General features: G+C 40.6%; 28 protein-coding genes and 2 pseudogenes. 10 read left to right on the forward strand and 20 right to left on the reverse strand.

The genetic code is table 11. From position 1 onward, the window contains the following. Positions 1-28 precede the first annotated feature (28 nt). Positions 29-3,718, forward strand: coding sequence for a polysaccharide deacetylase family protein (locus AC0VZ9_RS17200; protein WP_475396536.1), 3,690 nt, complete (start codon positions 29-31; stop codon positions 3,716-3,718). Between the two features lie 100 nt (positions 3,719-3,818). Here AC0VZ9_RS17200 and AC0VZ9_RS17205 read toward each other — a convergent pair whose 3' ends face one another. From AC0VZ9_RS17205 to AC0VZ9_RS17215, 3 genes are all read right to left on the reverse strand, one after another. Further along, positions 3,819-4,436 (reverse strand): hypothetical protein, encoded by a 618-nt coding sequence (locus AC0VZ9_RS17205; protein WP_071155687.1) that lies wholly within the window; start codon positions 4,434-4,436, stop codon positions 3,819-3,821. 270 nt (positions 4,437-4,706) lie between these two features. Then, a complete protein-coding gene (locus AC0VZ9_RS17210; RefSeq protein WP_009333711.1) occupies positions 4,707-5,234 on the reverse strand; it encodes a DUF3189 family protein in 528 nt (175 codons plus the stop codon). Between the two features lie 184 nt (positions 5,235-5,418). Then, positions 5,419-6,855: a glycoside hydrolase family 1 protein gene (locus tag AC0VZ9_RS17215; protein WP_341001556.1), complete on the reverse strand. Its 1,437-nt coding sequence runs from the start codon at positions 6,853-6,855 to the stop codon at positions 5,419-5,421. A gap of 231 nt (positions 6,856-7,086) precedes the next feature. On the opposite strand from AC0VZ9_RS17215, the gene AC0VZ9_RS17220 reads away from it, so the two are divergent. From AC0VZ9_RS17220 to AC0VZ9_RS17230, 3 genes are all read left to right on the forward strand, one after another. Continuing rightward, positions 7,087-7,812, forward strand: coding sequence for a MurR/RpiR family transcriptional regulator (locus AC0VZ9_RS17220; protein ID WP_009333709.1), 726 nt, complete (start codon positions 7,087-7,089; stop codon positions 7,810-7,812). 63 nt (positions 7,813-7,875) lie between these two features. After that, complete coding sequence (locus AC0VZ9_RS17225) at positions 7,876-8,259, forward strand: VOC family protein (protein ID WP_282139473.1); 384 nt, start codon at positions 7,876-7,878, stop codon at positions 8,257-8,259. A gap of 136 nt (positions 8,260-8,395) precedes the next feature. Beyond that, a complete protein-coding gene (locus AC0VZ9_RS17230; protein WP_217032027.1) occupies positions 8,396-9,631 on the forward strand; it encodes a Bcr/CflA family efflux MFS transporter in 1,236 nt (411 codons plus the stop codon). Between the two features lie 32 nt (positions 9,632-9,663). Here AC0VZ9_RS17230 and AC0VZ9_RS17235 read toward each other — a convergent pair whose 3' ends face one another. Together AC0VZ9_RS17235 and AC0VZ9_RS17240 are read right to left on the reverse strand one after the other, a co-directional pair. Further along, on the reverse strand, positions 9,664-10,005 hold the full coding sequence (locus AC0VZ9_RS17235; protein ID WP_475396537.1) for an avidin-fold protein: 342 nt from the start codon (positions 10,003-10,005) through the stop codon (positions 9,664-9,666). A gap of 68 nt (positions 10,006-10,073) precedes the next feature. Beyond that, positions 10,074-10,616 (reverse strand): GNAT family N-acetyltransferase, encoded by a 543-nt coding sequence (locus tag AC0VZ9_RS17240; protein WP_009333705.1) that lies wholly within the window; start codon positions 10,614-10,616, stop codon positions 10,074-10,076. A gap of 145 nt (positions 10,617-10,761) precedes the next feature. Here AC0VZ9_RS17240 and AC0VZ9_RS17245 point away from each other — a divergent pair, with 145 nt between their 5' ends. Both AC0VZ9_RS17245 and AC0VZ9_RS17250 read left to right on the forward strand, forming a co-directional pair. Next, positions 10,762-12,183, forward strand: a complete 1,422-nt coding sequence (locus AC0VZ9_RS17245; RefSeq protein ID WP_475396538.1) for a vWA domain-containing protein — start codon at positions 10,762-10,764, stop codon at positions 12,181-12,183. A gap of 146 nt (positions 12,184-12,329) precedes the next feature. Further along, entirely contained in the window at positions 12,330-13,286 is a 957-nt protein-coding gene (locus tag AC0VZ9_RS17250) for a 3-oxoacyl-ACP synthase III family protein (protein WP_217025535.1), read from the forward strand. Between the two features lie 53 nt (positions 13,287-13,339). Here AC0VZ9_RS17250 and AC0VZ9_RS17255 read toward each other — a convergent pair whose 3' ends face one another. The 4 genes from AC0VZ9_RS17255 to AC0VZ9_RS17270 form a co-directional block, all read right to left on the reverse strand. After that, positions 13,340-13,540 carry a hypothetical protein gene (locus AC0VZ9_RS17255; RefSeq protein ID WP_475396539.1) on the reverse strand — a complete coding sequence of 67 codons (201 nt, stop codon included), beginning with the start codon at positions 13,538-13,540 and terminating at the stop codon, positions 13,340-13,342. A 413-nt stretch (positions 13,541-13,953) separates the two neighbouring features. Beyond that, entirely contained in the window at positions 13,954-14,463 is a 510-nt protein-coding gene (locus AC0VZ9_RS17260) for a hypothetical protein (protein WP_009333701.1), read from the reverse strand. After that, positions 14,460-14,933: a hypothetical protein gene (locus tag AC0VZ9_RS17265; protein ID WP_019382701.1), complete on the reverse strand. Its 474-nt coding sequence runs from the start codon at positions 14,931-14,933 to the stop codon at positions 14,460-14,462. Before AC0VZ9_RS17265 ends, AC0VZ9_RS17260 begins: the two co-directional genes overlap by 4 nt. Before the next feature lie 367 nt (positions 14,934-15,300). Beyond that, positions 15,301-16,263, reverse strand: a complete 963-nt coding sequence (locus AC0VZ9_RS17270; protein ID WP_019382698.1) for a LacI family DNA-binding transcriptional regulator — start codon at positions 16,261-16,263, stop codon at positions 15,301-15,303. Between the two features lie 89 nt (positions 16,264-16,352). Here AC0VZ9_RS17270 and AC0VZ9_RS17275 point away from each other — a divergent pair, with 89 nt between their 5' ends. Both AC0VZ9_RS17275 and AC0VZ9_RS17280 read left to right on the forward strand, forming a co-directional pair. Next, positions 16,353-16,529: a hypothetical protein gene (locus AC0VZ9_RS17275; protein WP_157380214.1), complete on the forward strand. Its 177-nt coding sequence runs from the start codon at positions 16,353-16,355 to the stop codon at positions 16,527-16,529. A gap of 117 nt (positions 16,530-16,646) precedes the next feature. After that, a complete protein-coding gene (locus AC0VZ9_RS17280; RefSeq protein WP_019382696.1) occupies positions 16,647-16,889 on the forward strand; it encodes a DUF2164 domain-containing protein in 243 nt (80 codons plus the stop codon). A gap of 149 nt (positions 16,890-17,038) precedes the next feature. Here the strand turns inward: AC0VZ9_RS17280 and AC0VZ9_RS17285 are convergent, their stop codons facing one another. After that, complete coding sequence (locus AC0VZ9_RS17285; RefSeq protein WP_256815919.1) at positions 17,039-17,167, reverse strand: hypothetical protein; 129 nt, start codon at positions 17,165-17,167, stop codon at positions 17,039-17,041. Positions 17,168-17,374: 207 nt separating this feature from the next. Here AC0VZ9_RS17285 and AC0VZ9_RS17290 point away from each other — a divergent pair, with 207 nt between their 5' ends. Continuing rightward, positions 17,375-17,863, forward strand: a complete 489-nt coding sequence (locus tag AC0VZ9_RS17290; protein WP_282139463.1) for a J domain-containing protein — start codon at positions 17,375-17,377, stop codon at positions 17,861-17,863. A gap of 4 nt (positions 17,864-17,867) precedes the next feature. Here AC0VZ9_RS17290 and AC0VZ9_RS17295 read toward each other — a convergent pair whose 3' ends face one another. From AC0VZ9_RS17295 to AC0VZ9_RS17320, 6 genes and pseudogenes are all read right to left on the reverse strand, one after another. After that, complete coding sequence (locus tag AC0VZ9_RS17295; protein ID WP_475396540.1) at positions 17,868-18,194, reverse strand: GNAT family N-acetyltransferase; 327 nt, start codon at positions 18,192-18,194, stop codon at positions 17,868-17,870. Beyond that, positions 18,194-18,331: pseudogene (locus AC0VZ9_RS17300) on the reverse strand (GNAT family N-acetyltransferase); the annotation flags it as partial. The pseudogene AC0VZ9_RS17300 and the gene AC0VZ9_RS17295, both read right to left, overlap by 1 nt. Before the next feature lie 67 nt (positions 18,332-18,398). Continuing rightward, positions 18,399-18,845 carry a hypothetical protein gene (locus AC0VZ9_RS17305; protein ID WP_475396541.1) on the reverse strand — a complete coding sequence of 149 codons (447 nt, stop codon included), beginning with the start codon at positions 18,843-18,845 and terminating at the stop codon, positions 18,399-18,401. Between the two features lie 370 nt (positions 18,846-19,215). Further along, the gene (locus AC0VZ9_RS17310; RefSeq protein WP_475396542.1) at positions 19,216-19,665 is read right to left on the reverse strand and encodes a hypothetical protein; all 450 of its coding nucleotides are present in this window, start codon (positions 19,663-19,665) and stop codon (positions 19,216-19,218) included. A gap of 100 nt (positions 19,666-19,765) precedes the next feature. Beyond that, positions 19,766-20,506, reverse strand: a complete 741-nt coding sequence (locus tag AC0VZ9_RS17315; RefSeq protein WP_475396543.1) for a class I SAM-dependent methyltransferase — start codon at positions 20,504-20,506, stop codon at positions 19,766-19,768. Then, positions 20,503-20,961: an NUDIX hydrolase gene (locus tag AC0VZ9_RS17320; RefSeq protein WP_475396544.1), complete on the reverse strand. Its 459-nt coding sequence runs from the start codon at positions 20,959-20,961 to the stop codon at positions 20,503-20,505. Before AC0VZ9_RS17320 ends, AC0VZ9_RS17315 begins: the two co-directional genes overlap by 4 nt. A 204-nt stretch (positions 20,962-21,165) precedes the next feature. On the opposite strand from AC0VZ9_RS17320, the gene AC0VZ9_RS17325 reads away from it, so the two are divergent. Beyond that, the gene (locus AC0VZ9_RS17325; protein ID WP_475396545.1) at positions 21,166-22,383 is read left to right on the forward strand and encodes an MFS transporter; all 1,218 of its coding nucleotides are present in this window, start codon (positions 21,166-21,168) and stop codon (positions 22,381-22,383) included. Between the two features lie 52 nt (positions 22,384-22,435). Here the strand turns inward: AC0VZ9_RS17325 and AC0VZ9_RS17330 are convergent, their stop codons facing one another. The 4 genes and pseudogenes from AC0VZ9_RS17330 to AC0VZ9_RS17345 all read right to left on the reverse strand — a co-directional run bounded on the left by AC0VZ9_RS17330 (position 22,436) and on the right by AC0VZ9_RS17345 (position 25,156). Then, positions 22,436-23,347 (reverse strand): SDR family oxidoreductase, encoded by a 912-nt coding sequence (locus tag AC0VZ9_RS17330; RefSeq protein ID WP_258752563.1) that lies wholly within the window; start codon positions 23,345-23,347, stop codon positions 22,436-22,438. A 218-nt stretch (positions 23,348-23,565) separates the two neighbouring features. Then, positions 23,566-23,967, reverse strand: a pseudogene (locus AC0VZ9_RS17335) (YnfA family protein); the annotation flags it as partial. A gap of 55 nt (positions 23,968-24,022) precedes the next feature. Beyond that, positions 24,023-24,748, reverse strand: coding sequence for an MOSC domain-containing protein (locus AC0VZ9_RS17340; RefSeq protein WP_009333688.1), 726 nt, complete (start codon positions 24,746-24,748; stop codon positions 24,023-24,025). 198 nt (positions 24,749-24,946) lie between these two features. Continuing rightward, positions 24,947-25,156, reverse strand: coding sequence for a DUF2187 family protein (locus AC0VZ9_RS17345; RefSeq protein WP_009333687.1), 210 nt, complete (start codon positions 25,154-25,156; stop codon positions 24,947-24,949). Positions 25,157-25,171 lie beyond the last annotated feature (15 nt).

Here is a 25,171-nt window from a genome sequence, read left to right on the forward strand (position 1 = left end):
TTCGACATTACTTTTGGGGGGAATGAATGTGGATCGTTTTTTCAGGTGGATTGTCAGATCTTTGTTTGCACCTGTCTCCGGAAATGCAGGAGCGATTGCAAGCACTCTAGGGTTTTTTCTGGCATTTTTACCTTTGGAAAGTTTTAGTATTCCATTATTGTTTGTTTGTTCACTGCTGCTGCGCCTAAATATTATTGCCTTATTCCTGGGCACTCTGATTACTGTTTTTATACCCTACATACACGAGCTGCCTTTCATGGATTTTGGCCCATTTGAAGAGTACTGGTTCATTTCATCACTTAAAACCAAAATAGTAACCTCGGAATCAATTGCATCAGGAGTCTTAGGAGGCTTGGTTGGACTAGTCTGCTATTTTTTCTTCCACTGGTTTTATAACCTGGGTCTGAAAAAAAACGAGGGAAAGCAGGAATATATATTTCTTGATCCTGCTAAAATGCGATGGTCCCTGATTAAGCGAATGAGCGCTGGCTTCATCCTATTAATTGCTGTTATATCGACATTTTTCATACAGAGTTTAAATACAGCTCCAAAGCTTCCTGAACTGCATCTAGATCAAAGCGTATCAAGTTCCGGGATCAATCCGATAAATAAGCCCTTCAATGAAGAAGAATTGGCATCACAGATTCAAAAGACAACTTCTTCAGCGGCTATTTCAGAAAAGCCAAAGATGGCACAAATTGCACGAAAGCAAGAAGTGTATGGATTCTATGTCAATTGGGACAAGAATAGTAAAACATCCTTCAAGAAAAATAAAGAGTCCATAACCACTCTAGTCCCTGAGTGGATGCAGGTTACTCCAGATCTAAAGCTCAAGTCTTCAATTGACCGGTCCATAGTAAAAGAAGCAAATAAACATGAAATTAAGATTCTGCCATTAGTGAATAATTTTATAGACAACAAATGGGATTCAGATGTTCTTCACCGGTTATTCACTGCCCCAGGTGCTGACGATCTCTTTATTAAAGAAATGCTTTCTTATGTGATAACAAATGGCTTTGATGGTATAAATATTGACTTTGAAGCAATTAAACCAGCCGACAGGGATCATTTTACTCAGTTCATGAGTAAAGTTTATAAAGCCTTCCACAAAGAAGGCTTAATGGTGACATTGGATGTTCCGCCCAATGACGAAAGCTACGATTATACTTCTTTAGCAAAATACGCTGACCGAGTGATTGTCATGCTCTATGACCAGCATTATTCCATGAGCACACCAGGCCCTGTCGCTCAAACCGATTGGGTTAAGGAGAACTTGAATCAAGCTGATATTCCATCCGGAAAATTGGTAGCAGGCTTAGGAACATACGGTTACGACTGGGAAGAAGGTTCGGATAAGCCCGCAGCTGACATGACATTTGGAGATATCATGAAGCTGGGCAGCGAGGCGAACCTTAATATCAATTGGAGTATGGATGCTGGAAACCCCTACTTACGCTATAAAGAAAATGGAAAAAATCATACTGTCTGGTTTCTGGATGCTGCTACTTTTTATAACCAGATGATCCTTGCGATTAATGGCGGCTCTACCGGAATAGCAATATGGAGGCTCGGTTCGGAGGATCCCTCTATCTGGAGTGTTATTAACAAGCCTAAGGAAATCATTAATCCATCTCAAATGTTAAGTGCCTTTGAAAGTCATATCTCACCACTTCATACAGGGAACGGAGAGATATTGAAAATCGCCTCACAAACTGAAAAAGGAAATAGGACTTTCGAGATAAATTCCAATGGAATGATAAAAAAGGAAACCTATATCAAATATCCAAAGCCTTTTGAAGTAATCCGCCATGGAAAATCCAGCAAAAAAGAAATCGTTCTTACTTTTGATGATGGTCCTGACCCAGCCTACACACCAAAAATATTGGACATATTGAAGAAGTATGAGGTAAAAGGCACCTTTTTTATCGTTGGAGAAAATGCATTGATGCATCCCCAGCTGGTTAACAGAATTTATGATGAGGGACATGAAATCGGAAATCATACCTTTACACACCCTGATATTACATCCATCACACCATCTCGTTTACGAATGGAATTGAATGCAACACAGCGCTTAATTCAAGGCATAACAGGTCATTCTATGACTCTTTTTCGCCCTCCATACATAGCAGATACGGAACTGGGCACAAGAAACGAACAGCTTCCTATTATGGAAGCTCAGAATCTGGGCTATACCATGGTCGGCCAATCCATTGACTCGGGTGATTGGCAAGGATCTTCAGCAGATGAACTTGTAAATCGAACATTGGATCAGCTGGCCGAAGGTAACGTCATTTTGCTTCATGATGCTGGCGGTGACCGCTCCAAAACAGTGGAAGCCCTTCCGGTAATTATTGAAACTCTTAAAAATAGAGGCTACACATTTACGACAACTGCCGGTTTAATTGGGAAAAGAGATACCGAAATCATGCCTTTTGCTGATCAGGAAAACCCTTATTCTGTTTATGATATGGCGGTATTTAAGGTCATTAAAAGCTGGAACACTGGACTTAGCTTTTTGTTTTACTCAGCCATCCTCTTAGGTGTTTTGCGCATTCTATTTCTTGTTTTCCTATCCTGGAAACAGGTCAAAAGGTATAAAGAGACCCGGATTGACCCTGGCTTTACTCCTTATGTCAGTGTTGTAATTGCAGCTTATAATGAAGAAAAAGTAATTTGCAAAACTGTAGATTCTATTTTATCCAGTGACTATCCGGATTTTGAGATACTGATAATCGACGATGGCTCAAAGGATCATACTGCTCGTGCAGTTGAAGAAACTTTTGCGGACACTCCTTGCGTCCGGTTAGTTAAAAAACCCAATGGCGGAAAATCCTCGGCTGTAAACCTTGGATTTAAGGAAGCTAAGGGGGAAATAGTAATTGCATTAGATGCCGATACACTCATTGCTGAAAACGCCATCTCTTTACTTGTTAGCCATTTTAAAGATAATCAAGTGGCTGCTGTTTCAGGTAATGTAAAGGTTGGGAATAAGGGGAATCTCCTGACGAATTGGCAGCATATTGAATATGTGACAGGCTTTAATTTGGAAAGAAGAGCCTTTGCGGCTCTTAATTGCATTACCGTAGTACCAGGTGCCATCGGTGCATGGAAAAAGTCTGCGGTTGAAGAGGCTGGTTACTTTAGAGAGGATACCCTTGCAGAAGATACGGATATCACACTTGCACTATTGCGCAAAGGTAAGAAAATTGAGTTCGAAGAAAAGGCTTATGCTTATACAGAGGTGCCTGAAGATATTAAAAGCCTGGCAAAGCAGCGCTACCGATGGGTATATGGCACTCTCCAATGCCTTTGGAAACATCGCGCGGCATTATTTAACAAAAAACATCATTCATTAGGATATGTAGCCTTGCCTAACATGTGGCTTTTTCAATATGTTTATCAAACCATTTCTCCTATTGCAGATATATTGTTCATCTTTGCCCTTTTCAGCCCAAACCCTGAAAAAGCAGCCATTGGATTTGTCCTATTCTACTTGATGGATTTCTTCGCCTCCCTTTATGCGTTCAGGCTGGAGAAAGAAAGCCCTAAACCACTGGTCTCATTGTTTCTGCAGCGAATTTTATATAAACAGCTGATGACTTATGTTGTGGTAAAATCGATCTTCTCCGCTATAAAAGGAGTAGCCGTTGGCTGGAATAAACTTAAACGAAAAGGCAATGTAACTCAGGATAATTCCATTATGAATATTAAATGAATTCAAGAGCCTTTCCCATTTGGGGAAGGCCTTTTTGCTGTATAATCTAATACCTATAAAGGAAAAAGGACCACCGTCTCCTGATGATCCTTCCTGAGGTTTAATGATTTTTCCCATTGTTTTCTTTGTCTTCTTTTCCTTTGCTAACCCGATTACTCTCAGCTTTTTCTTTTGCGGCTTGGGAAACCTGCTGGCCATGGTTAAGTGTTTTTGCAGCAGGATTTATTATGCTTCCTCCTCCCGTGCCAGAGGCAGGTGTGTTTGGATCTTGTGTGCTGGTCTCAGGTTTTGATGCTTCAGTTGTTGTCTTGCTTCCCGCAGGTGCAGAGGCAGGCTCCGGTGCCGAAGGTTTTTCGTTTGAGACAGATACAGCTTTTGAAACAGGATTTACAGCAGGTTTCCGATTGGATTTTTCGGTATTCGTATGAACAGCAACAATCATCTTATCGGTATTCTTTTCCTTTTTTAATGATTCTTCAAAATCAGGAGCATCTTCTGTAACCGTTTTTTGTTTCGCATTCTCTTGCACAGCCAGTATGTTTGCTTCTGACTTTTCATCAATTTGTCTGTTTACTTCAGATTTTTGTTGAATACCTGATAAAACAGAAGAGTGTTCCTCTGAAAAAAGTTTAGTAGCTTTCAGCATGCCATTGGCAACAGAAAACGTTATAGCCCCTGCAAATACCATGGCAAGGGCCCCCTTAGCTGGTGATTTCATATTTTTCCCCTCGAGACTTTTGATTGATTATATTCAAAGAATACGAAGGAGATTCTTTATATTATGGGGGTTTAATAATACTTTTTATTATTTGCTTACTCCTGCAAAACTAACATTCCATAAGTTTTTAAGAGCTGTTAGAGCTGCTGCTGGAAATTTTAAAACCGACAGACTGATACTATATTTATATTAAGAAACTAGGCTTTTTCTGTCCGGATAGTTACCTGCAAAAGAAAAGAACCATCTGAATATCAGGGTGGTTCTTACTGTCTATGCCTGAAACTCCTTATTATCAATTTTAATTATGGCAGAATTAGAACCGGCGGCAATTTTTTTCGTTTCGTTCACCAGCTCCAGAATATTTCCACTGCATTTCTGTGCTCCTTTAATAACCAGTGGAGTCCCTAATCTGTCCAGTCCTAAGCCTTTGGATATGAATCCACCTATAGTCAGAGAAAGCGGTACTGCAGGTGAAGTATCAGAGAGGACGATTTTATCATTAATTCCTTTATGACTATTTAATAAATGGCAAAAGTGATGCAGTGTTTCAACTGCCAGCTTAGAAGATCTTCTTCCAAGGGTGTACACCGGATTTCCTTCCTCATCTTCACCATGAAAAATAAATTTTCCTGCATCTTTCTTTGTCAATTTATTAAAATATGGCAGCTCACTTATTTCTTCTTTTTCGAGTTTGCGGTGACGAATGATTTTTAGATGGTATGCCGCTGCCAGAGATGTTGTATGAGTCCCCCCAAAATCATGGTAGATATAAATCACCTGCTTCATCTCCCTATTCATTAGACTTCCTGAACACCAGGATTATTTATTAGCTCCTCTGAAATATCATTTTCCTGGACTTAATTCATATTTTACTCCATAAAGATTTTTTCATTAGTTCATGTGTAAATTTCTCATAATAACACCTGCACATTTAACTTTCTAAACAAGTAAAGACTGCCCTCAGGCAGCCCGCTTAAATATTCTATAGTTTTTCTCCGTTTGACTCGATCACATCTTTATACCAATAAAAAGATTTCTTCTTTTTCCGTTCCAATGTTCCACTGCCATCATCATGCTTGTCCACATAAATATAGCCATAGCGTTTTGAAAATTCACCTGTTGACATGCTGACCATATCGATGCAGCCCCAGCTTGTATAGCCCATTAGCTCGACGCCATCCTCTATAGCTTCACCCATTGCTTTTATATGCTCGCGAAGATAGTCAATCCGATAGTCGTCATGGATGCTGCCGTCCTCTTCTTCCTTGTCATAGGCCCCAAGTCCGTTTTCTACAACAAATAGCGGTTTCTGATAGCGATCATATAACTTGTTCAAGCTGATCCTCAAACCTTCAGGGTCGATTTCCCAGCCCCAATCACTTGTTTCAAGAAAGGGATTTCTAACCCCGCCAATGATGTTCCCTTCCGATGAGTCTGCATCTGACTTTACCTTCTTTTCGGTGCGGGACATATAATAGCTGAAGCCAATATAATCAACAGTGCCGTCCTTTAACAAATCCAGGTCGCCTTCCAGTATTTCCAGGCTGATACGATGTTCCTTAAAGTACCTTTTAATAAAAGCCGGATATTCACCGCGAACCTGTACGTCACCACAAAAGTAATTGAAAAGCTGCTCTTCCTGCAGGGCATACATGACATTTTCCGGGTTGCTGTCATAAGCATACACAGGCGCAAATAGAAGCATGCAGCCAATTTTTGACTTAGGAATGAGCTCATGACATGCCTTAACCGCGATTGCGCTTGCGACCAATTGATGGTGATAGGCCTGGAAGGTCGGCTGGTATTTATCTTCTTCACTTTGATAGGAAAAGCCGAGCCCATTAATCGGCATGACCAATCCGCTATTGATTTCATTAAAAGTCATCCAGTACTTTACTTTATCTTTATACCGGCCCAAAATCGCTTTAGCATACCTCTCAAAGAAACTGACAACTTTGCGGTTTCTCCACCCACCATACTCTTTTACTAAATGAACAGGCATTTCATAATGGGAAATCGTTACAACTGGCTCAATTCCATATTTCTGCAATTCATCAAAAACACGATCATAAAAAGCAAGTCCTTCTTCATTTGGCTCCGACTCATCACCATTAGGAAAAATGCGGGTCCAGGCTATCGACAATCGGAATGCCTTGAAGCCCATTTCGGCAAATAAGGCAATATCTTCTTCATATCGATGATAGAAATCGATTGCTTCATGATTGGGATAAAAAAAAAGATCCTCATGAATTTCGAAGTCAAACCCAGGCTTCATTAAGATATTGTATCTTTCTTTTCCTCCGGGAAGGACATCCGCAATATTCAAGCCTTTATTCCCTTCCTTATAACCGCCTTCAATTTGGTTCGCTGCAGTGGCGCCGCCCCACAAAAAACCTTTAGGAAAATCGTATTTTTTCATTTCATTACCTCCAATACCCGCTATTTTTTAATATTTGTTTAAATGGAGTTTTTATGTTACCCGAAAAGGGATATAGAAGAAGCTTAAAGCGAGTCAAAGGGTATGTAAATAAATAGAGTTAATTAAGTCTTGTTTAACGGCATTTTGATATTTGTTACATAAAAGTAACGTATTGTTTCTCCTTGTGATAAAATGAGCCTATCTATTTTTTCAACGGAGGATTACTGAATCATGTTTTCAAATGAAATCATCGCATCTTTCAATGATTTAGAAACATCCATATATCATTACATCTGTCAAAACAAAGAAAAGATACCTTATATGCGGATTCGTGAACTTGCAGATGAAACCCATGTTTCGACGGCCACCATCCTGCGGTTCTGCAGGAAGCTGAATTGTGAGGGTTTCACTGAATTTAAGATAAAGTTTAAATTATATTTGCAGGAAAATAAAAAGACCTCTATAAAAGGTTCCAAGCAATCCATCGTCGAGTTTTTCGAGCGAACGCTAAGAGGTGATTTAGACGAAAAAATCATCGAGGCAGCAGAACTTATAAATACGGCAGATAACATTATATTTATAGGGATCGGAAGCTCAGGCATACTGGCTGAATACGGAGCCAGATATTTCTCGAGTCTTGGCAAGTTTTCACTGTATATCAAGGACCCCCATTTTCCGATCCATTCCAGCATCCGCAGCAGCAGTGTCACGATTGCCCTATCTGTCTCAGGGGAAACTCCTTTTACAGTCACCCATCTTAACCAGCTGAAGCAGGAAGGCAGTAAAATCATCAGCATCACAAACAGCCGGCTTTCAACAATTGCGAAAGTTTCAGATTTGAATATCGCCTATTATGTGACAGAGGAAACGTTTGAGCAGTCCAATATTACGACTCAAGTTCCAGTTGTGTACATTTTGGAAGCTGTCGCCAGGGAAATACACAGGCTGAACCCTTAAATTAAAGGAGATTTCCTGCGTATGGAGAATTGGTAAAATAATCACAATGAAAGCGGTGAGTATATGAAATCAATTGCTTCCCCGATTGCAGGCAAAGTGAACAATGTTTTTATTCATGTCAGCGACCTGGAAAAGTCGGCTGAATGGTATAGCACACTGCTTGGATTGCCTTTTCATAAGGGTTCAGTAGAATCCCCGGTATACAACATTCCTGTCACCTCTGAAACCGGTCTCACACTGGATGATCACACCTTTGATCCAGCCTTTACCTTAAATCCTTCCGGTCACGTTTTATTTAATTTCTTCGTCCAGGATATTGATGAGGCATACACGTTTGTTAAAAATCAGGGAATCACCATTGTAAAGGAAATTGAGCGTATTGGAGATTTTGCCTATTTCAACTTTCAGGACTTGGATGGAAATGTATTGATGATCTGCAATTGTTAATGATTAAATCTATGGCTATTCCGCCATGGATTTTTTTATTTACAGCATTCTCCGCTGGACATCACCCTGCACCTGGCGTATACTAGCCATATTTATGTAAAAGATTAACAGCTTCATAGAAAGAAAGGTGTTTAACATGATTCACAACCCTACTGGAAAAGAGAGGCTTGCGCTGGCATTTCTCCTCAGCATGCTTGGAATATTGGGGCCATTTAATATTGATATGTATTTGCCAGGCTTCCCAGAAATCGCTGATGATTTCAGTGCCCGGGCTTCACTTGTTCAGATGAGTTTAACAGCCTGCTTGATTGGACTTGCGGCTGGACAGGTTATTGTCGGACCGCTCAGTGATTCCCATGGAAGAAGAAAGCCTCTTCTTATCGGGATCTCTCTCTTTGCCGTATCTTCCCTTTTATGCGCCATTTCACCAAATATCGCAGCCTTTATTGCAGCCCGATTTCTGCAGGGATTAACCGCCTCTGCTGGAATTGTCCTATCCCGGGCAGTTGTCCGTGATGTGTTCAGCGGTAAAGAGCTCACGAAGTTTTTTGCCTTGCTTATGGTCATTAATGCAACAGCTCCGATGATCGCACCAATGACAGGCGGTGCCCTGCTTCTGATTCCTTTCGCAAGCTGGGAAACCATATTTTATTTTCTAAGCTTTTTGGGATTATTTATTACCATTGTGATCTATTTCCGATTAAAAGAAACCCTTCCTCCAGAAAAAAGGGTCCCAAGCTCCATTGGAAATTCCGTTAAAAGCATGGGGGGCCTTTTCAGGGACCGTTCCTTCATCGGGTATGCCCTTATCGTAGGATTTATACATGGTGGAAGCTTTGCTTATGTTTCGGGGACACCTTTTGTCTATCAGGGGATTTATGGTGTATCGCCTCAGGTGTTCAGCATCCTGTTTGGCATTAATGGATTGGCCATCATTACGGGGAGTTTTCTAATTGGCCGCCTGGCAGGTGTCATTCCGGAAAGAAGCCTGCTCCGGACAGCCGTCTGCATTGCCGTCAGTGCCACTTCGTTACTTTTAATCATGACCATCATTAAAGGTCCGCTATTCATGCTTGTCATTCCGATCTTTATCTATATGACTTCAATGGGAATGATCATTACCAGCTCGTTTACATTGGCCATGAAAAATCAGGGGCATCGTGCCGGCAGTGCCAGCGCCGTTATTGGAATGCTTCCTTTAGTGCTGGGTTCAGCTGTTTCCCCTTTGGTGAGCATTGATGAAACCACTGCCGTACCAATGGGTGCCATCTTGTTTATTACATCATTCATCGGCTTTGTTTTCTTCTTCACATTAACGAAAGAAAAAACAAAAAGAAGCAGACAGAACCTGAAGCTGCATGCGGAGGGATAATTCCCTCCGGCTCCCATGCCGCCTATTAAACTTTAATCTTTTACTTCCTCGATAATCGAATGACCTTCCGTCCCTTCATCATCCTGCCATTGCCATTTTTCATATAGCCTGATGCGGCCGTCTTGCAGCTTTTCAGGTTTTGAATGACATTTTCCTCCGCGTATTTCATATTTGTTATTCACATGGTTATATCTAAATTCTAAACTGCCATCTTCATTTACAATTCCAATAAGTGTCCCCTGAATAATCTCTCCCCCGCCATAATCAGCAGATATAATGTTTCCCTCCTGTTTATACTGAAAAAAGGTTTTTGATGATACTTCACCATTCTCAGTATTTTGAACAGAAACAAAGGTACGGCCATTGTAGTTCATAAAAATAATCCTCCCAGCAGATTGGTTTTTTCACTCAAACTCAATATGTATTCCAAACTCCAGCCCTTCTACAAATCCCCTTTTAAAATAGAGTACATATACAAATCATCAAATTTTCCATTTGTATATTCATAGTGCCTCAGCAAACCTTCTCTCGTGAATCCCTGCCTTTCAACCAGCTTCTGGGATGAGAGATTTTTAGGTTCTATCAGGGCTTCAATCCTTTCAAGCTCAAGGTGTTCAAATCCGAATTTTAAAACTCTCTCAAGAGCTTCATTGGCAATCCCTTTTCCCCAATGCTCTCTGCTTAATTCATAACCGACTTCACTTCGGAAATGTCTGGGATTCCTGTTTAGGAAACCGCAGCTCCCTATGACCTTCCCGGAATCCTTTAGGGTTATGCCCCAGCGCATTCCTGTGCGATTTTTGTAAATGGATTTATACCACTTTATTTCATCCAGCACCTCTTCGACAGATTCACAGGCCGAGATTCCCATATGCTTTACAACCAGTTGATCTGACAGGTATACAAACATATCTTTTGCATCTTCTTCAGTTGCTTCTCTTAAAATTAATCTTTCTGTTTCAAGGATCGGAAATACTGTTTCCAACGGATTGCCTCCTCTGCATTATATCTTCCTTCAACTATACCAAAATGCTGTAAAAAAATCCTATCATATGGAAATTACTTCAAACCCAGCTTTATCCATGTTAAACTCTATTATTAGTAAAACTTAAATAAAGAGGAGAATTTATGTGAAACGTTATGCGTTATGGCTGCTGTTTGCCGCATTGATTCTTTCAGCATGCAGCAATGACAAAGAGAAAGCGGCAGCTGATTCATCGGGTAAAGAAGAACAAAAACAAGAAGACAAGAAAGAAAAAAAGCAGGAAAGCATTTTAGCAGAGTCTGAGAATATTAATTTGGAGGTTTCAGAAGAAAGCCTGCTGAAATTGACCCCTGGAACACTAATGGAAGGGCTCACATACGAGAAGGACATTGAGGCCATTGAATTCAATGTGCCTGAAACTGATCCTGAGCTTATAAGCAAGATGACCCCCAAACTTGAGGAGCTGACGAAAGAAGCCAAAGATACAGACTCGATTAAAAAAGGGCTTCTTTCCCTGTTGGCGAGTCCGAATTATAAAAACATCATTGAAAAGTCCAATTCCTACAAACCAGATTTTGAAGAGCCTTACCTGCCGGATCCCACTAAATCAGAACCTGGGGAAGAAAAAAAGGCATCAGAGCAGGCTATTATTCTTCTTGATGCCAGTTCAAGCATGCTGCTGCAGACAGGCGGCAAAATGAAAATGGATATTGCTAAAAGTGCCGTAAAGAGTTTCGCACAGACAATTGGCCAAAGCAGCGAAGTTTCCCTAGTTGTATATGGCCATAAAGGCTCTGAAGCGGACGCTGATAAAGAAATTTCCTGCTCAGGAGTAGAGGAAGTCTACCCGATGGGGAAATATTCCAAGAAAGAGTTCCACGAAGCGGTGGATTCATTTGAAAGCAAAGGCTGGACACCTCTTGCCGGTGCCATTCAAAAGGCTGCAGAAATGAGCAGCGGTTATGATGGATCCACAACGATCTACATTGTCAGTGACGGTGCCGAAACATGTGATGGCGACCCCGTCTCGGCCAGTAAAAACCTTGTAAAAAACAACAGCAGCAATAGTGTGAATATCATAGGGTTTGGTGTAGATGGAAAAGCCGAGAACCAATTAAAAGCAGTAGCCGAAGCCGGCAATGGGGAATATTTAAAAGCGGATAACCCGGATGAATTGAAAAACACGATCCAATACGAGTGGCTTCCTTCTGCCGGCGACCTGGCCTGGGCATTTACACTGTCGCCAAGCCCATGGGAAATGATGGATGAGTATGAACTCGGAGAAGTTTATCCCCGCCAATTATTTACGATCGGCAGACGTGAAGCACATCGAATCCTTGATGCTGTTACAGTCATGGGAGACAATGGCTGGATCACTGATGAGCAGCGATCAGAGCTGCGTGATTGGGGCTATGAACGAAGCGAGCAAATGAAGGACCTCTATTTAGAACTCTATGAAAAAAACCGAAATACAGCTGAGGCGGAAAGTGATGAGATCAAGCTGAGAGTCGACGAATGGGTTGAAAAAATGAAGGCTCTAAAAAAAGAGCGCGGTGACATCTGGTAAAAGAACTTATGAAATGAAGATTGCTCAGGGCGAAATGCTCTGAGCATTTTTTTATAAAATTCTAAAACTCTCAATATTGCAAAATTTGTCCAATAATGTGATAAAATGTAATGGTAAAAATTAACTCATCCGAGGAGGTCATTGCTTTGTTCAGTGCAGGTGTTTTAGGAATCGGTGTAAACATTCCAGAAAATATTATAACAAATGAGATGATTGCCAGACGTTTCGGTATTACACAAGAAGAAATATGCAGAAAAACGGGCATACTGGAAAGACGCTACGAATCTCCAGACTCATCACTTACAGATATGTGCGAAATTGCTGGAAAACGTGCGATAGAAGACGCAGGGGTCAACCCGAAGGATATTGACATGGTCATTATTGGAACAAACACACATGACACCCACATTACGGCTGCGCTGGTTCAGGACAGAATCGGCGCTGCACATTGTGCAGGGCTGGACCTTCATTCAGGCTGTTCCAGCTTTATCACTGCCCTGGCAACCGGGGCCCAATTTGTTCAGACAGGATTGTATAAAAACGTATTAGTCATTGCTGTCGACAAATGCTCCTCCCTCTTGAATCCGATGGATAAAAAGACTGCGCTGCTGTTTTCAGATGGAGCTGCTGCTGTTGTCTTAGGTCAGGTGGATAAAAGCAATGGTATTCTCGGCATCCATATGCAAATGGATGGAAGCGGGGGAAAATATCTTCATCTTGATGAAAACAAGCACATCAAGATGGACGGTAGAGCCGTTTTTGAATTTGCAGTAGACAGATTTCCCAAAGCGGTTCATAAAGTTTTGGAACTCTCTGGCCTGAGCCTGCAAGAAGTGGATTTCATCATCCCTCACCAATCCAACTTGCGTATCATTGAAGCAGGTACAGCACGCCTCGGCTTTCCTATGGAAAAAGTTCATACCAAAACCATACAATATTACGGAAACTCTTCTGCACCTACGATAGCTATTGGGCTTCATGAAGAAGTGAAGGAAGGCAAAATAAAAGACGGGGATGTAGTTGTACTGGCTGGATATGGTGCAGGTCTCGGCTGGGGAGCCATTGTCATGCGCTGGGGTCAAACATCGAAAGTACTAATTTAAGGCCGCCTATACGGGGCTTTTTTATTATGTTACAGCACAATAAAGTGGAGGAATTATTCCTCTTTGGATGCATAACTGTGCATTAAAGTAAAATGCCTGTTCAGCTCGCTTTCATTAATAGAAATCCTGACCGCTAAGTCTTTTGTCCGCAAAACATACTCTTTTATGCCAATAAATTCAGATTCAGCAATCAGGTAAAAGTGCGTTCCCTTCTTTAATCCTTTAAAATGGTTCTTTAATTTATATTTTTTCATGATCTTATCTTGGTGCTCCTATAGCTTTTCAGATTAATTGAGATTGAATCTCTAGAATAGTTATTATACACCTTAGAATTTTAACTTTCCTGGTAAGCATTTTTCATAAATTAAAAAGCCGTTAAAAAACTTTTTAAAACAATGTACTTTTAAATTTTTCCGGCTTCTTCACGTACCCTTCAATGATAAAACCGCAGCTGGTGCAAATAAGATATCAGAACCGATGCTCATCTTGTTGACAGGGAACATAACTCCTTAACCCAAATGGTTCCCTTTCCCCAATTCACTAGATCCGCACTTAGGACATTTTCCCCCATTCTGCTACTGATAATATTAAATACGAGCAGAAGCCGGAAAAGGTTTCATGAAAAACAGAAAATGCGGCCATCCCTGATGTGGCCGCCTTCATTTGTCTATTCTCCTGCTGAAAGCTGTTCTTTGGATTTGAGCACCTGGATATAAACTCCTGTCAGTGTTTGAGTCAGCAGAAAGATAGGAAAAGAGTGCGCGATCCGATACTCTTTCTGCAGGGTAATGATACCTGCAGCAGTTAACACCCATTGAAAGAAAACACCTGATAACGCCCATACCAAAACATATATAATGAATGTTTTTTTGCCGATCTTCATTTTTTCATAAAAATAAAAAAAGAAGTAGCCGAATGGGGCGAATAATAAATAATAAAGAACATCTGTCACTTCATAATTATTTAAATCGTTTATCTTATAAAAATCAGTCCTGCCTCCGCCTATTGTGAAATCATATAGAATGCCAATGGACATTCCCCAAAGCAGGCTCAGGATTCTGATTTGTTTGGCCAGCTTATCCGGCCTTCTTATAAGTAAAAAATATACAAGATAGGCAGCAGCAGCAGTTAATAAGAGAAAGAGCTCATTGCCGCCGAAATCCTCCCATAATTTCATGCTTCGTTCACCCCTTTAGTTTTAAGCTGTCCAAAATACTTCAGCAGGGATTGAACCACTAAATGCAGGAGGAATAAATATATTATTTCATAACCGATATTCCACTTTCTATAATCCACAATGTCAAAATAAAGGGCAATCACCACTGCCAAAACAAGGAACAACACTGACAGGATGGTTTTAAAAATTTTTGAACCAAAGGAAGGCGCTGTCCTGAATAAATTCAGTGTGATAGCAACTGTGAGCGGAAGGGTTATACTTCTATGTATTAAGAACGCGGAATTATCTAAGATCTGCTGGGAAATCTTCGCCATATTCAACTCTTCATACACAATCCATGTAAAATTAATATTAATGACTAACGCCACCAAATAGACGAAGGTATTTTCAATAAATGTCAGATTTTTATTCATCGATGTAAACAGCATTAGCACCAGCCAGGCTAGAAAAACTATAAGTACAAATCCCATGTAACATCAGTCCCATACTTTTTTGTTAGTATTGGCTTGGAAATTGACAATTATTCTGATGGTTGTTTTGTGGTTCGACCCGTTCTATGGATTTCTCTCTCCCACGGATTTCTTCTTCCCCTGTCCGAAATTGAGCCTTCTTCGGACTCACTCCCAGGGATTTCTTCTTCATCTGTCTGAAGATGTGCTATGTTCGGACTCGTTCCCTCGGATTACATCTTCTCCTGTCCGAAGATAAGCATTGTTCAGACTCATTTCATAAGACTTCTCTTTCAGCTGTCAGAATGGACACCCTCTGATATCTTTAAATTGCAAAAACAAATAAATAAAAAAACGGCTGAGCGCAGCCGCTTCAAACAACTTAATGCTATACGGTTTGCCGTTCGATCAGCTTCACCGATATCTCCTGATGTGTGTGCTTTTTACCATCAATCGCTTGAAGAAGCAGCTGCCTTCCCATTTGAACCAGCGGAATTTCAAGTGTTGTAATGTGCATGATTTTGGCTATTGGCTGGTTATCAAATCCCATGATTGCCAGATCATCCGGAATATGGATGCCGTTTTCCCTGCAGGAAGTTACTATTCCGGCAGCAGCAAAATCATTTGTTACCAGCAGAGCAGATGGGGGATTATCCATGTTCGATAATCGCCGGACCACTTCTTCGCCATGCTCAAAATGCAGACATTCATAGAAGATAAATTCTTCCTTATATGGTTCGTCAATTCGTTTTAAAAAATCAGCATAAGCCTTTCCGCGCTGCCTGCTGTTGGCACCAGTCTTTCTTCCAATGCAATACCCGATTTTCTGATGCCCTTTGTTATGCAGATACTCTAAAGCATTAGAGAAACTCATGTAATGGTCGATAAAAGTAGATGATACATTACGATTCCTCGCATCTTCACAGAGAACAATGGGGCCATACTCGGTAAACTGATTGATGACATCCCATTCGCAGATTCTGGAACAGATGATTAAAGAGTCGATTTGTTTATGCTGAAGCATTTTTAGAGCTTCAATCTCCCTGTCTTCCTCGTAATTTGTTTGAAAAAGAACTAATTTATAGTTGTTTTTCATGGCCTCATTTGCAATCCCTTCTACCAGCTGGCCGAAATAAGGATGATTGGTAAAAGGAACTACGACCCCTATAAGAAGTGTTTCCCCTTTACTTAAATGGACTGCATTAATATTTCGCTGATAATTGAATTCCTCCATCACCCGCAAGACAGCTTCCCTTTTATCCTCACTTACATAAGGATGATTATTCAGCACTCTGGATACGGTCGTAACTGAAACTCCTGCCTTTTTAGCGATGTCTTTTATATTTGCCATAAAACCACCTAATTTTTTTTCATTTTTTCTTGCTATGAAATGCGTTTCATAATTTAAGCTTTTTTTAACAACTCAAGGAGGTATCCTAAATGTTCATTCTATCTGGAATATTATATCTGGTTCTATTATGCAGCTCGATTCTTGCCTTGTCATCTATCCCTATTTCTCTCTATCCGAAAAAGAAAGCTGCAAACAAAGACATTTATGTAAAAGATTATTACAGCCTTCTCTTTGATGTCTATGGCGATGAATCATCACATAAGTAGTTGGCAGGAACTCTCCATTTTCCTGCTGTACATATTTCTATTAAAAATAACAGCCTCCCTTTTGATAAAATTTCCGTGTATAGTAACATGTATCCAAAACCGAAAGGAAGGCATGGCATGTTTTTAAAAATAACAAAAGAGCAGCAGCAAAAGATGATCGAGGATATCCAGATTTTTTTCTCTGAAGAAAGAGATGAGGAAATATCTGAGTTCGGTGCAGAAAGGGTGCTGGATTTTGTTAAAGAGTCATTGGCCCCGCATTTTTACAATGCAGCAATTTCAGATGTTAAGCATGTAGTGGAGCAGCAATATGCTTCAATGGAGGATGAAATCCTTACTCTCGAGCGCCCTATAAAGTAATTGTTTGTTGAAGTTTCACTTTACAGCAGTCTAACGGGCATAAGACTCCCTCACTCAAAGGTTCAACTGAGGATGTACGGGAGTCCAGCTGCCCATACGGTCCGATTGGTTCAGCTAACAATCAAACTTAAACATAGGATTTCTTCAACCTATTTTTTATCATTTAATACATCATTCACAAACATGGCAGAGTTTCCGCTCGAATCAAAAAAGATTGTCCACAGCAGAATAAACGGTAAAGCAGCGACCCATACTGCAAATTTAAACATTTTCTTCAATATTATCCCCATCCTTCCTCATCCATTTTTTTACATTATACCAAGATTCCACCTAATTTTCTAATAATTCCAGTTCTTCGAAATGATGGCGTTACCAGTGTAAATAAACTTTAATACTATGTTATCTGCTTGTTATTTTTCTTAAAGTGTTCAGTGATATGATGTTTTTGAATGCTAAATAGATTTTATAGAGAGTGAGCATGAAGCATGAACATTACTGATGCTGTGGCACAATTACATAAAGCTGGAATAAAGGCGAATGGGGCTGACATTGAGCGCTGGATTGAAGAAGGAAAAATGAAAGCGGAACGAAGCCCCAGGAGGCAAATCAGCTACACAATTAAGACGAAGGATCTCAATGATTTCATCATCAAAAAACATGAAGAGCTTTATCAGCAAAAACTAGAAGGGATCCTCGTGCAAGTTAAAGACCTTAAAGGACAAATAGAGATCCTGAATACCAGAGTCCAAATAGAGGAATCCAAAGTTAGATCATTGAAGAAAATGATACAAGCCCAAAATATGATTGCTGATGAAGAAATCAAGCCTGGAAAGCTTCTGGGCTTGAAACCTGATGAGGATATGCAATTGATCCGTAAAGAATTCAAGAAACTGCTAAAAGCCCTCCATCCAGACCGAGGCGGTGATGAAAGGCTTTTTAAGGTATTTAATGAACATTATAAAAACATCTTCTAAAATGCTAACCGTTTGATATGGAATATACATACATCTTATTTCCCGCTCTGAGAAATGTTTTTTCCTTTTTCATGCCAGCTTTTTCCGCAACACGGATAGAAGCAAGATTTTTCACATTTATAATGGAAACCAGCTTTTTATATTTTAAGCTTTTAAACCCATATTCCTTACAGGCTAATGCCGCTTCAGCCGTATAACCTTTTCCCCATTCACGCCTGGCAAACAAATAGCCAATCTCCATTTCTGTAACGCCGCCTGTATCCTGGGGGGTAATTCCGCACTGCCCCAAAAACCTGCCGGATGTTTTTTCATCCGCAACCCAAAGGCCCACACATGCGTCCGATAATTATGCAAGGTCCAGCTGATCCATTCTTCGGCCTGTTCTCTTGTTTTTGTTGAGCGATAAAATCTCATGGCCACCGGGTCAGAAAAAATTTCCATTAAATGAGACAGATCGCTTCCCCGCATTTTTCTTAAATTTAATCTGTCTGTTTTGATAATAGGAGCAGTCACCCTTTATTCCCCTTTCGCTGCACTAAAGACCGTTTCTTTCCTTTCTAGCAGGCATTAACATTTCAAACTCAAATAAATAGTTCAGGAGCTGGTCAAATTCGTCCGTCTGAAAAACTAATTCCTTATCATTAAATACATAAACAGCAGCATCTGTGATTGCCTCTCCATTTTTTAATGTTAGTGTCTCTTGAATCTCTATATTTTCCACCAGCTTGAAGTCTTCCTTATTTGGAGATTTAAACTGCTCAGTAAAGGCAGATGGTCCAATAGCAAGAATAGAAACCTTTTCAGCATCCTTCGCTAGCCATTTAGCAGCGGAAAAGACCGTGTCAGGAGCTTTTATCACATTGATGTTTTCGATTACTCGATAGTAAGGGATGTCCTTATTTAGCTGAATCACCTCTAAAGAGATTTTCTGTCCAACTTTAACCTCTTCCATATCTGCAGCAGTAAAAATTTTATCATCCACTTGGATTACCCCCAAATTACGATCCAGTTTTGTAACATTTCCCTCTATTGTCCTTTTTTTAGAATACGTATTTTCTTTCATATATTTCAATAACTCTTCTAGAGAAGCTGCGCGAAATACTTCCTTCGTTTGATCAAATAAAATATAACTTGGCACTTCCTTTACTTGTAATTCAGGATAAATATCATTTACATCCTTTAGACCTAATGAATTGCTTGTTTCGAAAAGAAAGTGCAATGGTTCTGAATAGAGTTCATCAATTACATTTTTATCAGTATCTCCCACAATCAGAAGTGAATGATACCCTTTATTCCTTGCCAGATAGTTCTTTTCCGGACTAACCTCTTTAATGTTAACAGGTATGATATATTCAGCCCGCTTGCCATCCTTCCAGTAGGCTTTTATCTTTGCGGGATTCGTTTCCTAAAAGTGTAAATCCAAGATACAGAGTTTGATAGGGCTCTACTTGAATCCCGCCATTATAGTAATTTCCTCTAGCAATGGAGATGGGCTGCTGATCTCTAGGAAATTCTATGTTAAGATTCTCGCGAAATTCAGCATGCTGATATTCAATCAATTTGGTAAGATCTTTTATCTCCTTCTCAATTTTTCCTGCGTTCCATGTATAAGTGCTTAAGATTGGATGTAACTCCTGCTCCCCTAATAGTACAGTGGGCATTGGCGGTTTTTCTTCCTTGTATACCTTTTGCTTATCTATATAGAACATCGCTAAGAGGATCGAAATAATCGTTATTCCCCACATGATCTTTTTATTCAGCCTCAAACGTTCAGATGACTCCCTTTTTTCTTCCAGTTCCATATGAGCACCCCTCTCTGATGAATGCTGGCACTTAGTAATTTGATAAAAAACCCGTTATCCCGCCAACAAAGCTGAAAAAAGCCGTCATGAAGACAGCTTATTATTTCATACATTCATAAACAGGAAAGGATTGTCCATCCCCATACCCATCTCTAACTTCATGAACAGCGATTTGCCTAAACCCGCTATCTTTGAGGACCTTATTGAATTCACCTGGATCATAGAGCCGGATAGGAAAATCCATCAATTCTGTTTTTTCCACAATTCCCTCTCCAACGGCATCATACTTCAGCTGGATATGCAGGATTTTCGTTTCGTTATCATAAGCTATTTTTCTATTTTCAATAATGGTCTGCCCCACTAATTCCTTCCTGTTCGTTTCTGTCCATTCTGCAGCTTCTTCAATTTCATTACCTTTTTCTACAATGGTAAGAAGCATTTTTCCTCCTTCATTTAGGGCATTCTTTAAATTTTGAAGACTTATATTTACCAGGGAGTCAGGCAAAAGTGAAAAAGAACCATACGGGATCATAATTAAATCGTATTTGTTAGTACTTTTAAACTCTTCTATCTTTTCCTGAAAAACATTAGGATTTAAGTTTAATTTCTCAGCTTTTTCCTTACAGACTTTCAGCATGTCTTGTGAAACATCAAAACCATCAGTCTCGATGCCATGCTGAATAAAAGGTATGAGCATTCTTCCATTTCCGCACATCGGCTCCAATACTTTCATCTTCCTGTCTTTTACATATGACAGATAAAAGCTCAACTCTGGACCCTCTGCCATTGATTTATCACTTTTATACATCTTTGTGCAGAGTTCCCCGTAGTAGGCAATCATTCATCTTCCCCCTCCTGCTTTTTATATCCTATCCCTTTCTGGACCGCCCATATGTGGTGACTGTGAACCAGCAATTCTGCTATTCTTTCAGTTTCAATCCACTTTATTGCATGGTCTTCTTCAGTCGGCTCTTGTATTTTATCCGCCAGATCAGCCAGATAAAAATACCCGTCACTTAGCATTGGCCTTTTCTTGGTCTGCGGCAAATAGCTCTTTGCATTACCGATAAAGAATAAATTTGAAATCTCATAGCCGGTCTCCTCCAGTACTTCCCTTTTCAGACATTCGATTTCCCCTTCACCTTTTTCTATTCCTCCGCCTGGGAGAAAGTAATGGCCAGACTGAGTTTGCACAGTTAATACTTTTTCATTTTCCGGGTTGAATATGACAGCGTAAGCACCCTTGCGTATTTTATAATCAAGTCCTTTTTTTTGATTCCCGAATATATTGCTCATTCTCTTACCTTCTTTGTATAATGTGCTTTTAAATTCAGTCTTGCTTTCAAATTTGACCAATCATGTATTCCACATTCTTATGTGATTATCCTTTATAAAGAATGCCAAATCAGCAAATTAAAGATCTGAAGTTTCGTATTGCGAATTAAATTCAAAATCTTTAAAATAAAACAGAAAACATCATTGAAAACTAGGGAGACACGCATGAACCGTAAAATTTTTCTGTATGTAAAAGCCTTTTCCGATTTGGGTAGGTTCATGGACCTGATTGCCATTAATGTGCTCATGTATGCGGCCACCGGAAGCTCTGCCTGGCTTGCAGCGACAATGGCCATCAGGACACTTGGCGGCGTTTTATCAAGTCTTTTCTCAGGGGTTCTGGCCGATCGCTTTGACCGCCGAAAAATTATGATTTGGACAGATGTATTCCGGGCAGTCATCATTTTAGCCTTAATACCTTTTCCAAATCCAATCATGATTCTCATTGTCTGCTTCTTTATCGGATTGACATCAAGCTTTTTTGCAGTTAGCTACAGCGCAGAAATCCCTCAGATTTTTGGCGAGGATAAGGTACTTGAGACGAATGCGTTAATTTCCCGATTAACATCTGTCAGTCTGGTGTTTGGTTTTATCGGGGCTGGGGTCATAACTGATTTCCTCGGATACCAGATAACTTTAATCATTGATGCCGCCACATACGTCATTTCAGCACTCGTTTTATTAAAAATGAAATGGCAAACGTCGGAATCGGCTGTGAATAAAAAAATCAGCAGCGGCCTTAAAGAAAAACTGGCCAGCATTGGCAGGGATTTGAAAGAAGTTTATTCGTTTATATTACTTAAACCGATGCTGCTTCTGGTGAATATTGTCTTCCTCTCAGGCGCATTTGCAGGAGCTTCACATAACTTAGGGATTCCGCTGCTCGCTGAAAACATCGACAGCAGCAAACAAAGTTTCTATTACGGGTTGATTTGGGGCGTTTGGGGGATTGGTTCCGTACTGGCAACCATGATTCTGCCAAAGCTGAAAAGCCTGCAGGGGAGCCGTTTATATTATGCTTGTTTTTTTACAGCGATGCTTATGTCAGCAGGATTTATCACCTTCCTCTCAAATAGCAGCTTATGGATTATCCTGCCGTTTGCCTTTTTAACCGGTATTTTTGATGCCTGCTTTACTACTCTGCATGCGACAATCCTGCAAAAGACAGATAATCATATTAGAGGGAGAATTTTTGGAGTAGGCATGCTCTTAAAATCTCTAGGTTTTGCCCCCGGATTCGCTGTCGCTCCTGTTTTATTGGAGTCTTTATCTTTGTCTAAGATGGTATGGATATTCCATGGGTCCCTGATTACCACAGTCATTCTGGTGATTTTCTTTTCGAGAAAGCCGGTAAAGGCTGAACAGATGGGTCAAAATGTTTAAGAAGGAGAATTTAAGAATGGGCCTTCCCCTTAATCCTGGGGAATGGCCCATTTTATGAGGATGTAATCTGTCCTCCATTAACATGAAGGGTTTGCCCGGTTACAAATCTTGAATCATCTGATGCAAGGTATACAAAAGTTGGCGCAAGCTCAAATGGCTGTCCCTGCCGGTCCATCGGGTTGCCGGCTAATGTGACCTCGTCCGCGGAGAAACTGGACGGAATAAGCGGTGTCCAGAAACGGCCTGGAGCCACCGCGTTTACGCGAATCCCCTTTGCTGCCAAATTATTGGCAAGTGCCCTGGTAAAGCCAACATTAGCTGCTTTTGTCGTGGAATAGTCGATTAATTGCTCATTCCCATAGTATGCGACTACTGATGATGTATTTATAATAGAACTTCCGGCTTTTAAGTATCTGAGAGCTGCCCGCGTTGTGTAAAAATGAGAATAAACATTCACTTTAAAGGTATCATCGAATTGCTCATCCGTAATATCTAGCAGGCTTAATTGCTGGAACTGAATTCCGACATGATTGCAAAGGATATCCAGCCGCCCGAAAGTTTGGATTGTTTTTTCCACAATGTCGGCGCAATGCTCTTTTTCCCTCACATCTCCCGGAAGCAATAAGCAGCTTTGCCCGATTTCTTCGATTCTTGATTTAGTCCGATTCGCATCCTCATGTTCATCCAAATACGAAATTGCTACATTTGCCCCTTCTTTTGCAAAAGCTATTGCCGCCGCAGCACCAATGCCGCTATCTCCTCCCGTGATGAGCGCCACTTTTCCCGCAAGTTTGCCTGTACCAATATAATTGGGATTCTCAATGATTGGTCTCGGAACCATTAGTCCTTCTGTCCCCGGCTGCCGAAATTGCCGCTGCTCCGGTACTGTAATCGCCACTTCTTCATAACGGGTTATTTTCCCATAATTAGGGTGCATGGGATATTCTTTTTTCCGATCAGGCATAGAAACCCTCCTAATATTCCACTCCCGACTAAAATATGCGGAAAATGCCCAATTTGTTCTCCCGATATACGGGAATTTGCATCAAACCGTGCAGAAGTGCATAAAGTGAATGGAGAGATGCCGAGGAGGAGAAGGATATGGAGCCGTTTTATTACTCACCGGAAGTAAAATTTTTATTAGTCAGCCAGTCAGATGAAAAAGTGAAGATTATGTATAATTCAAATGCTCAGAGTCTGCGATTGCCAGTGATAGGGATGAGGCCTCCTTTCCATTGTCAACCCACATATAAGCAATACTACCCTGTCATTTAAAATAAAAAGGTATAAAAAATAGCCTTGATGATTCGGTGCGAAGAGGTTCATGGAAGCCACCGCCAGACAAACTAATGCACCATTCCAGTCATATAGATCCGGTGCCTTCTTGTCTATGCCCCTACCCCTGAGGATGGATAGAACTATAAAAACCCCATTACATGCGGCATACACTCTTCCAAAAAACGGGAAGGCCAGGAATCGCCTTATGATGCCAAAGATGAACCCGCTTTGCCGATTCACCAGGAATAAGCTTACTTCCCATATCCATTCCCAAATTAAATAGCTTCCGCCAATTTCTGCAAAACCAGCCCGTACATATTTTCATTCCCGGAAACATTTATTGCTTCCAGTTTACATGTACTTAATCAAAAAGATAAACCTCATCCCCTGCCGAAATTTCACCTGTCTTCCTGACTGAGGAATACACACCGAAGTGATTATCCCTTTCACTGATAACCTTTTTATGCAAACTGGGATCCCTCTTTCCGCTCTCTGGATCTACTGTAATAATCATACACCGTTCGCAATGCCGCTTAACTTGAATCTCAACGCTGCCAATCTTCATTGTCTTCCCAAACCAGCTTTCCTCAATAAAAGGTTCATCTCTTAATAGGGAAATGACTAAATTCGGGCGAAACCGCTGGAAGTCCAGCTTGTCCTTGCCCCATAGCTCCTTCATTCTTTGCAATGACGCGTCTGTCACTAATAGAATATTTTCTTCTTCAATTGCCCCTTCAGGTACATGGGCAGGACTATATTTCACTGGAGTGATTTTTCTGGAAGAATGCTCTTCCATTTCTTTTAGCAATTCTTTATTATCCCAGGGAATCCGTCTGCCGTCCGGAGTAGTAATTCTTACTGGAGGAAACATGTTCTCATTTTCCTCTCCCATAAACCCTGCTTTATACATGACCATTTCCGGAAACTGAGTAATCGTCAAATACTTCCCCGGCCTTGATTCATCCAGGTAGGCATGGCTGCGATCCCCATACAGGCCATAATTCATTACTTTTGTTTTTTCCACACTTTCCCCGTAAAAGCTTTTCACCGGATAGCGGACAATCTCTTTAACATGTCCTATTAGCACCTTCCACTCCACTCCCTTCAGCCAACAGAAAAACCCATGACAGCGTGTTGGGCTGTCATGGATATCATTTACTGCGGCCGTTTTGTTTGCCGCTTTGCTTTCTCATCCTTGTCCGATTGAATAATCTTTTCACGGACGTCAGGAGGTATGGACGCAGATGTTCTTTTTGGCTCAGATTTCATCTTTAACACTCCCTTTTTATTTAACGACTTTATAGCGCTTGTGGCTGATCACCGTTTTTATGGGCTCATCCTTTTTCGGATTAATTCCAAGCTCAACAATGACTGAGTTATCCCGTACCACGATTACCCTGCCTTTTTTTCCTTTTTCAGAACCGCTTAAAATGCTGATCGTATCGCCGACATCCGCTTTTTTTCCTTTGCTTACCTTCTCTGTTTCTTCAGTCATCGCCATTCTCCTTTA

It is taken from the genome of Cytobacillus sp. QJM3NY_8, assembly GCF_056173585.1.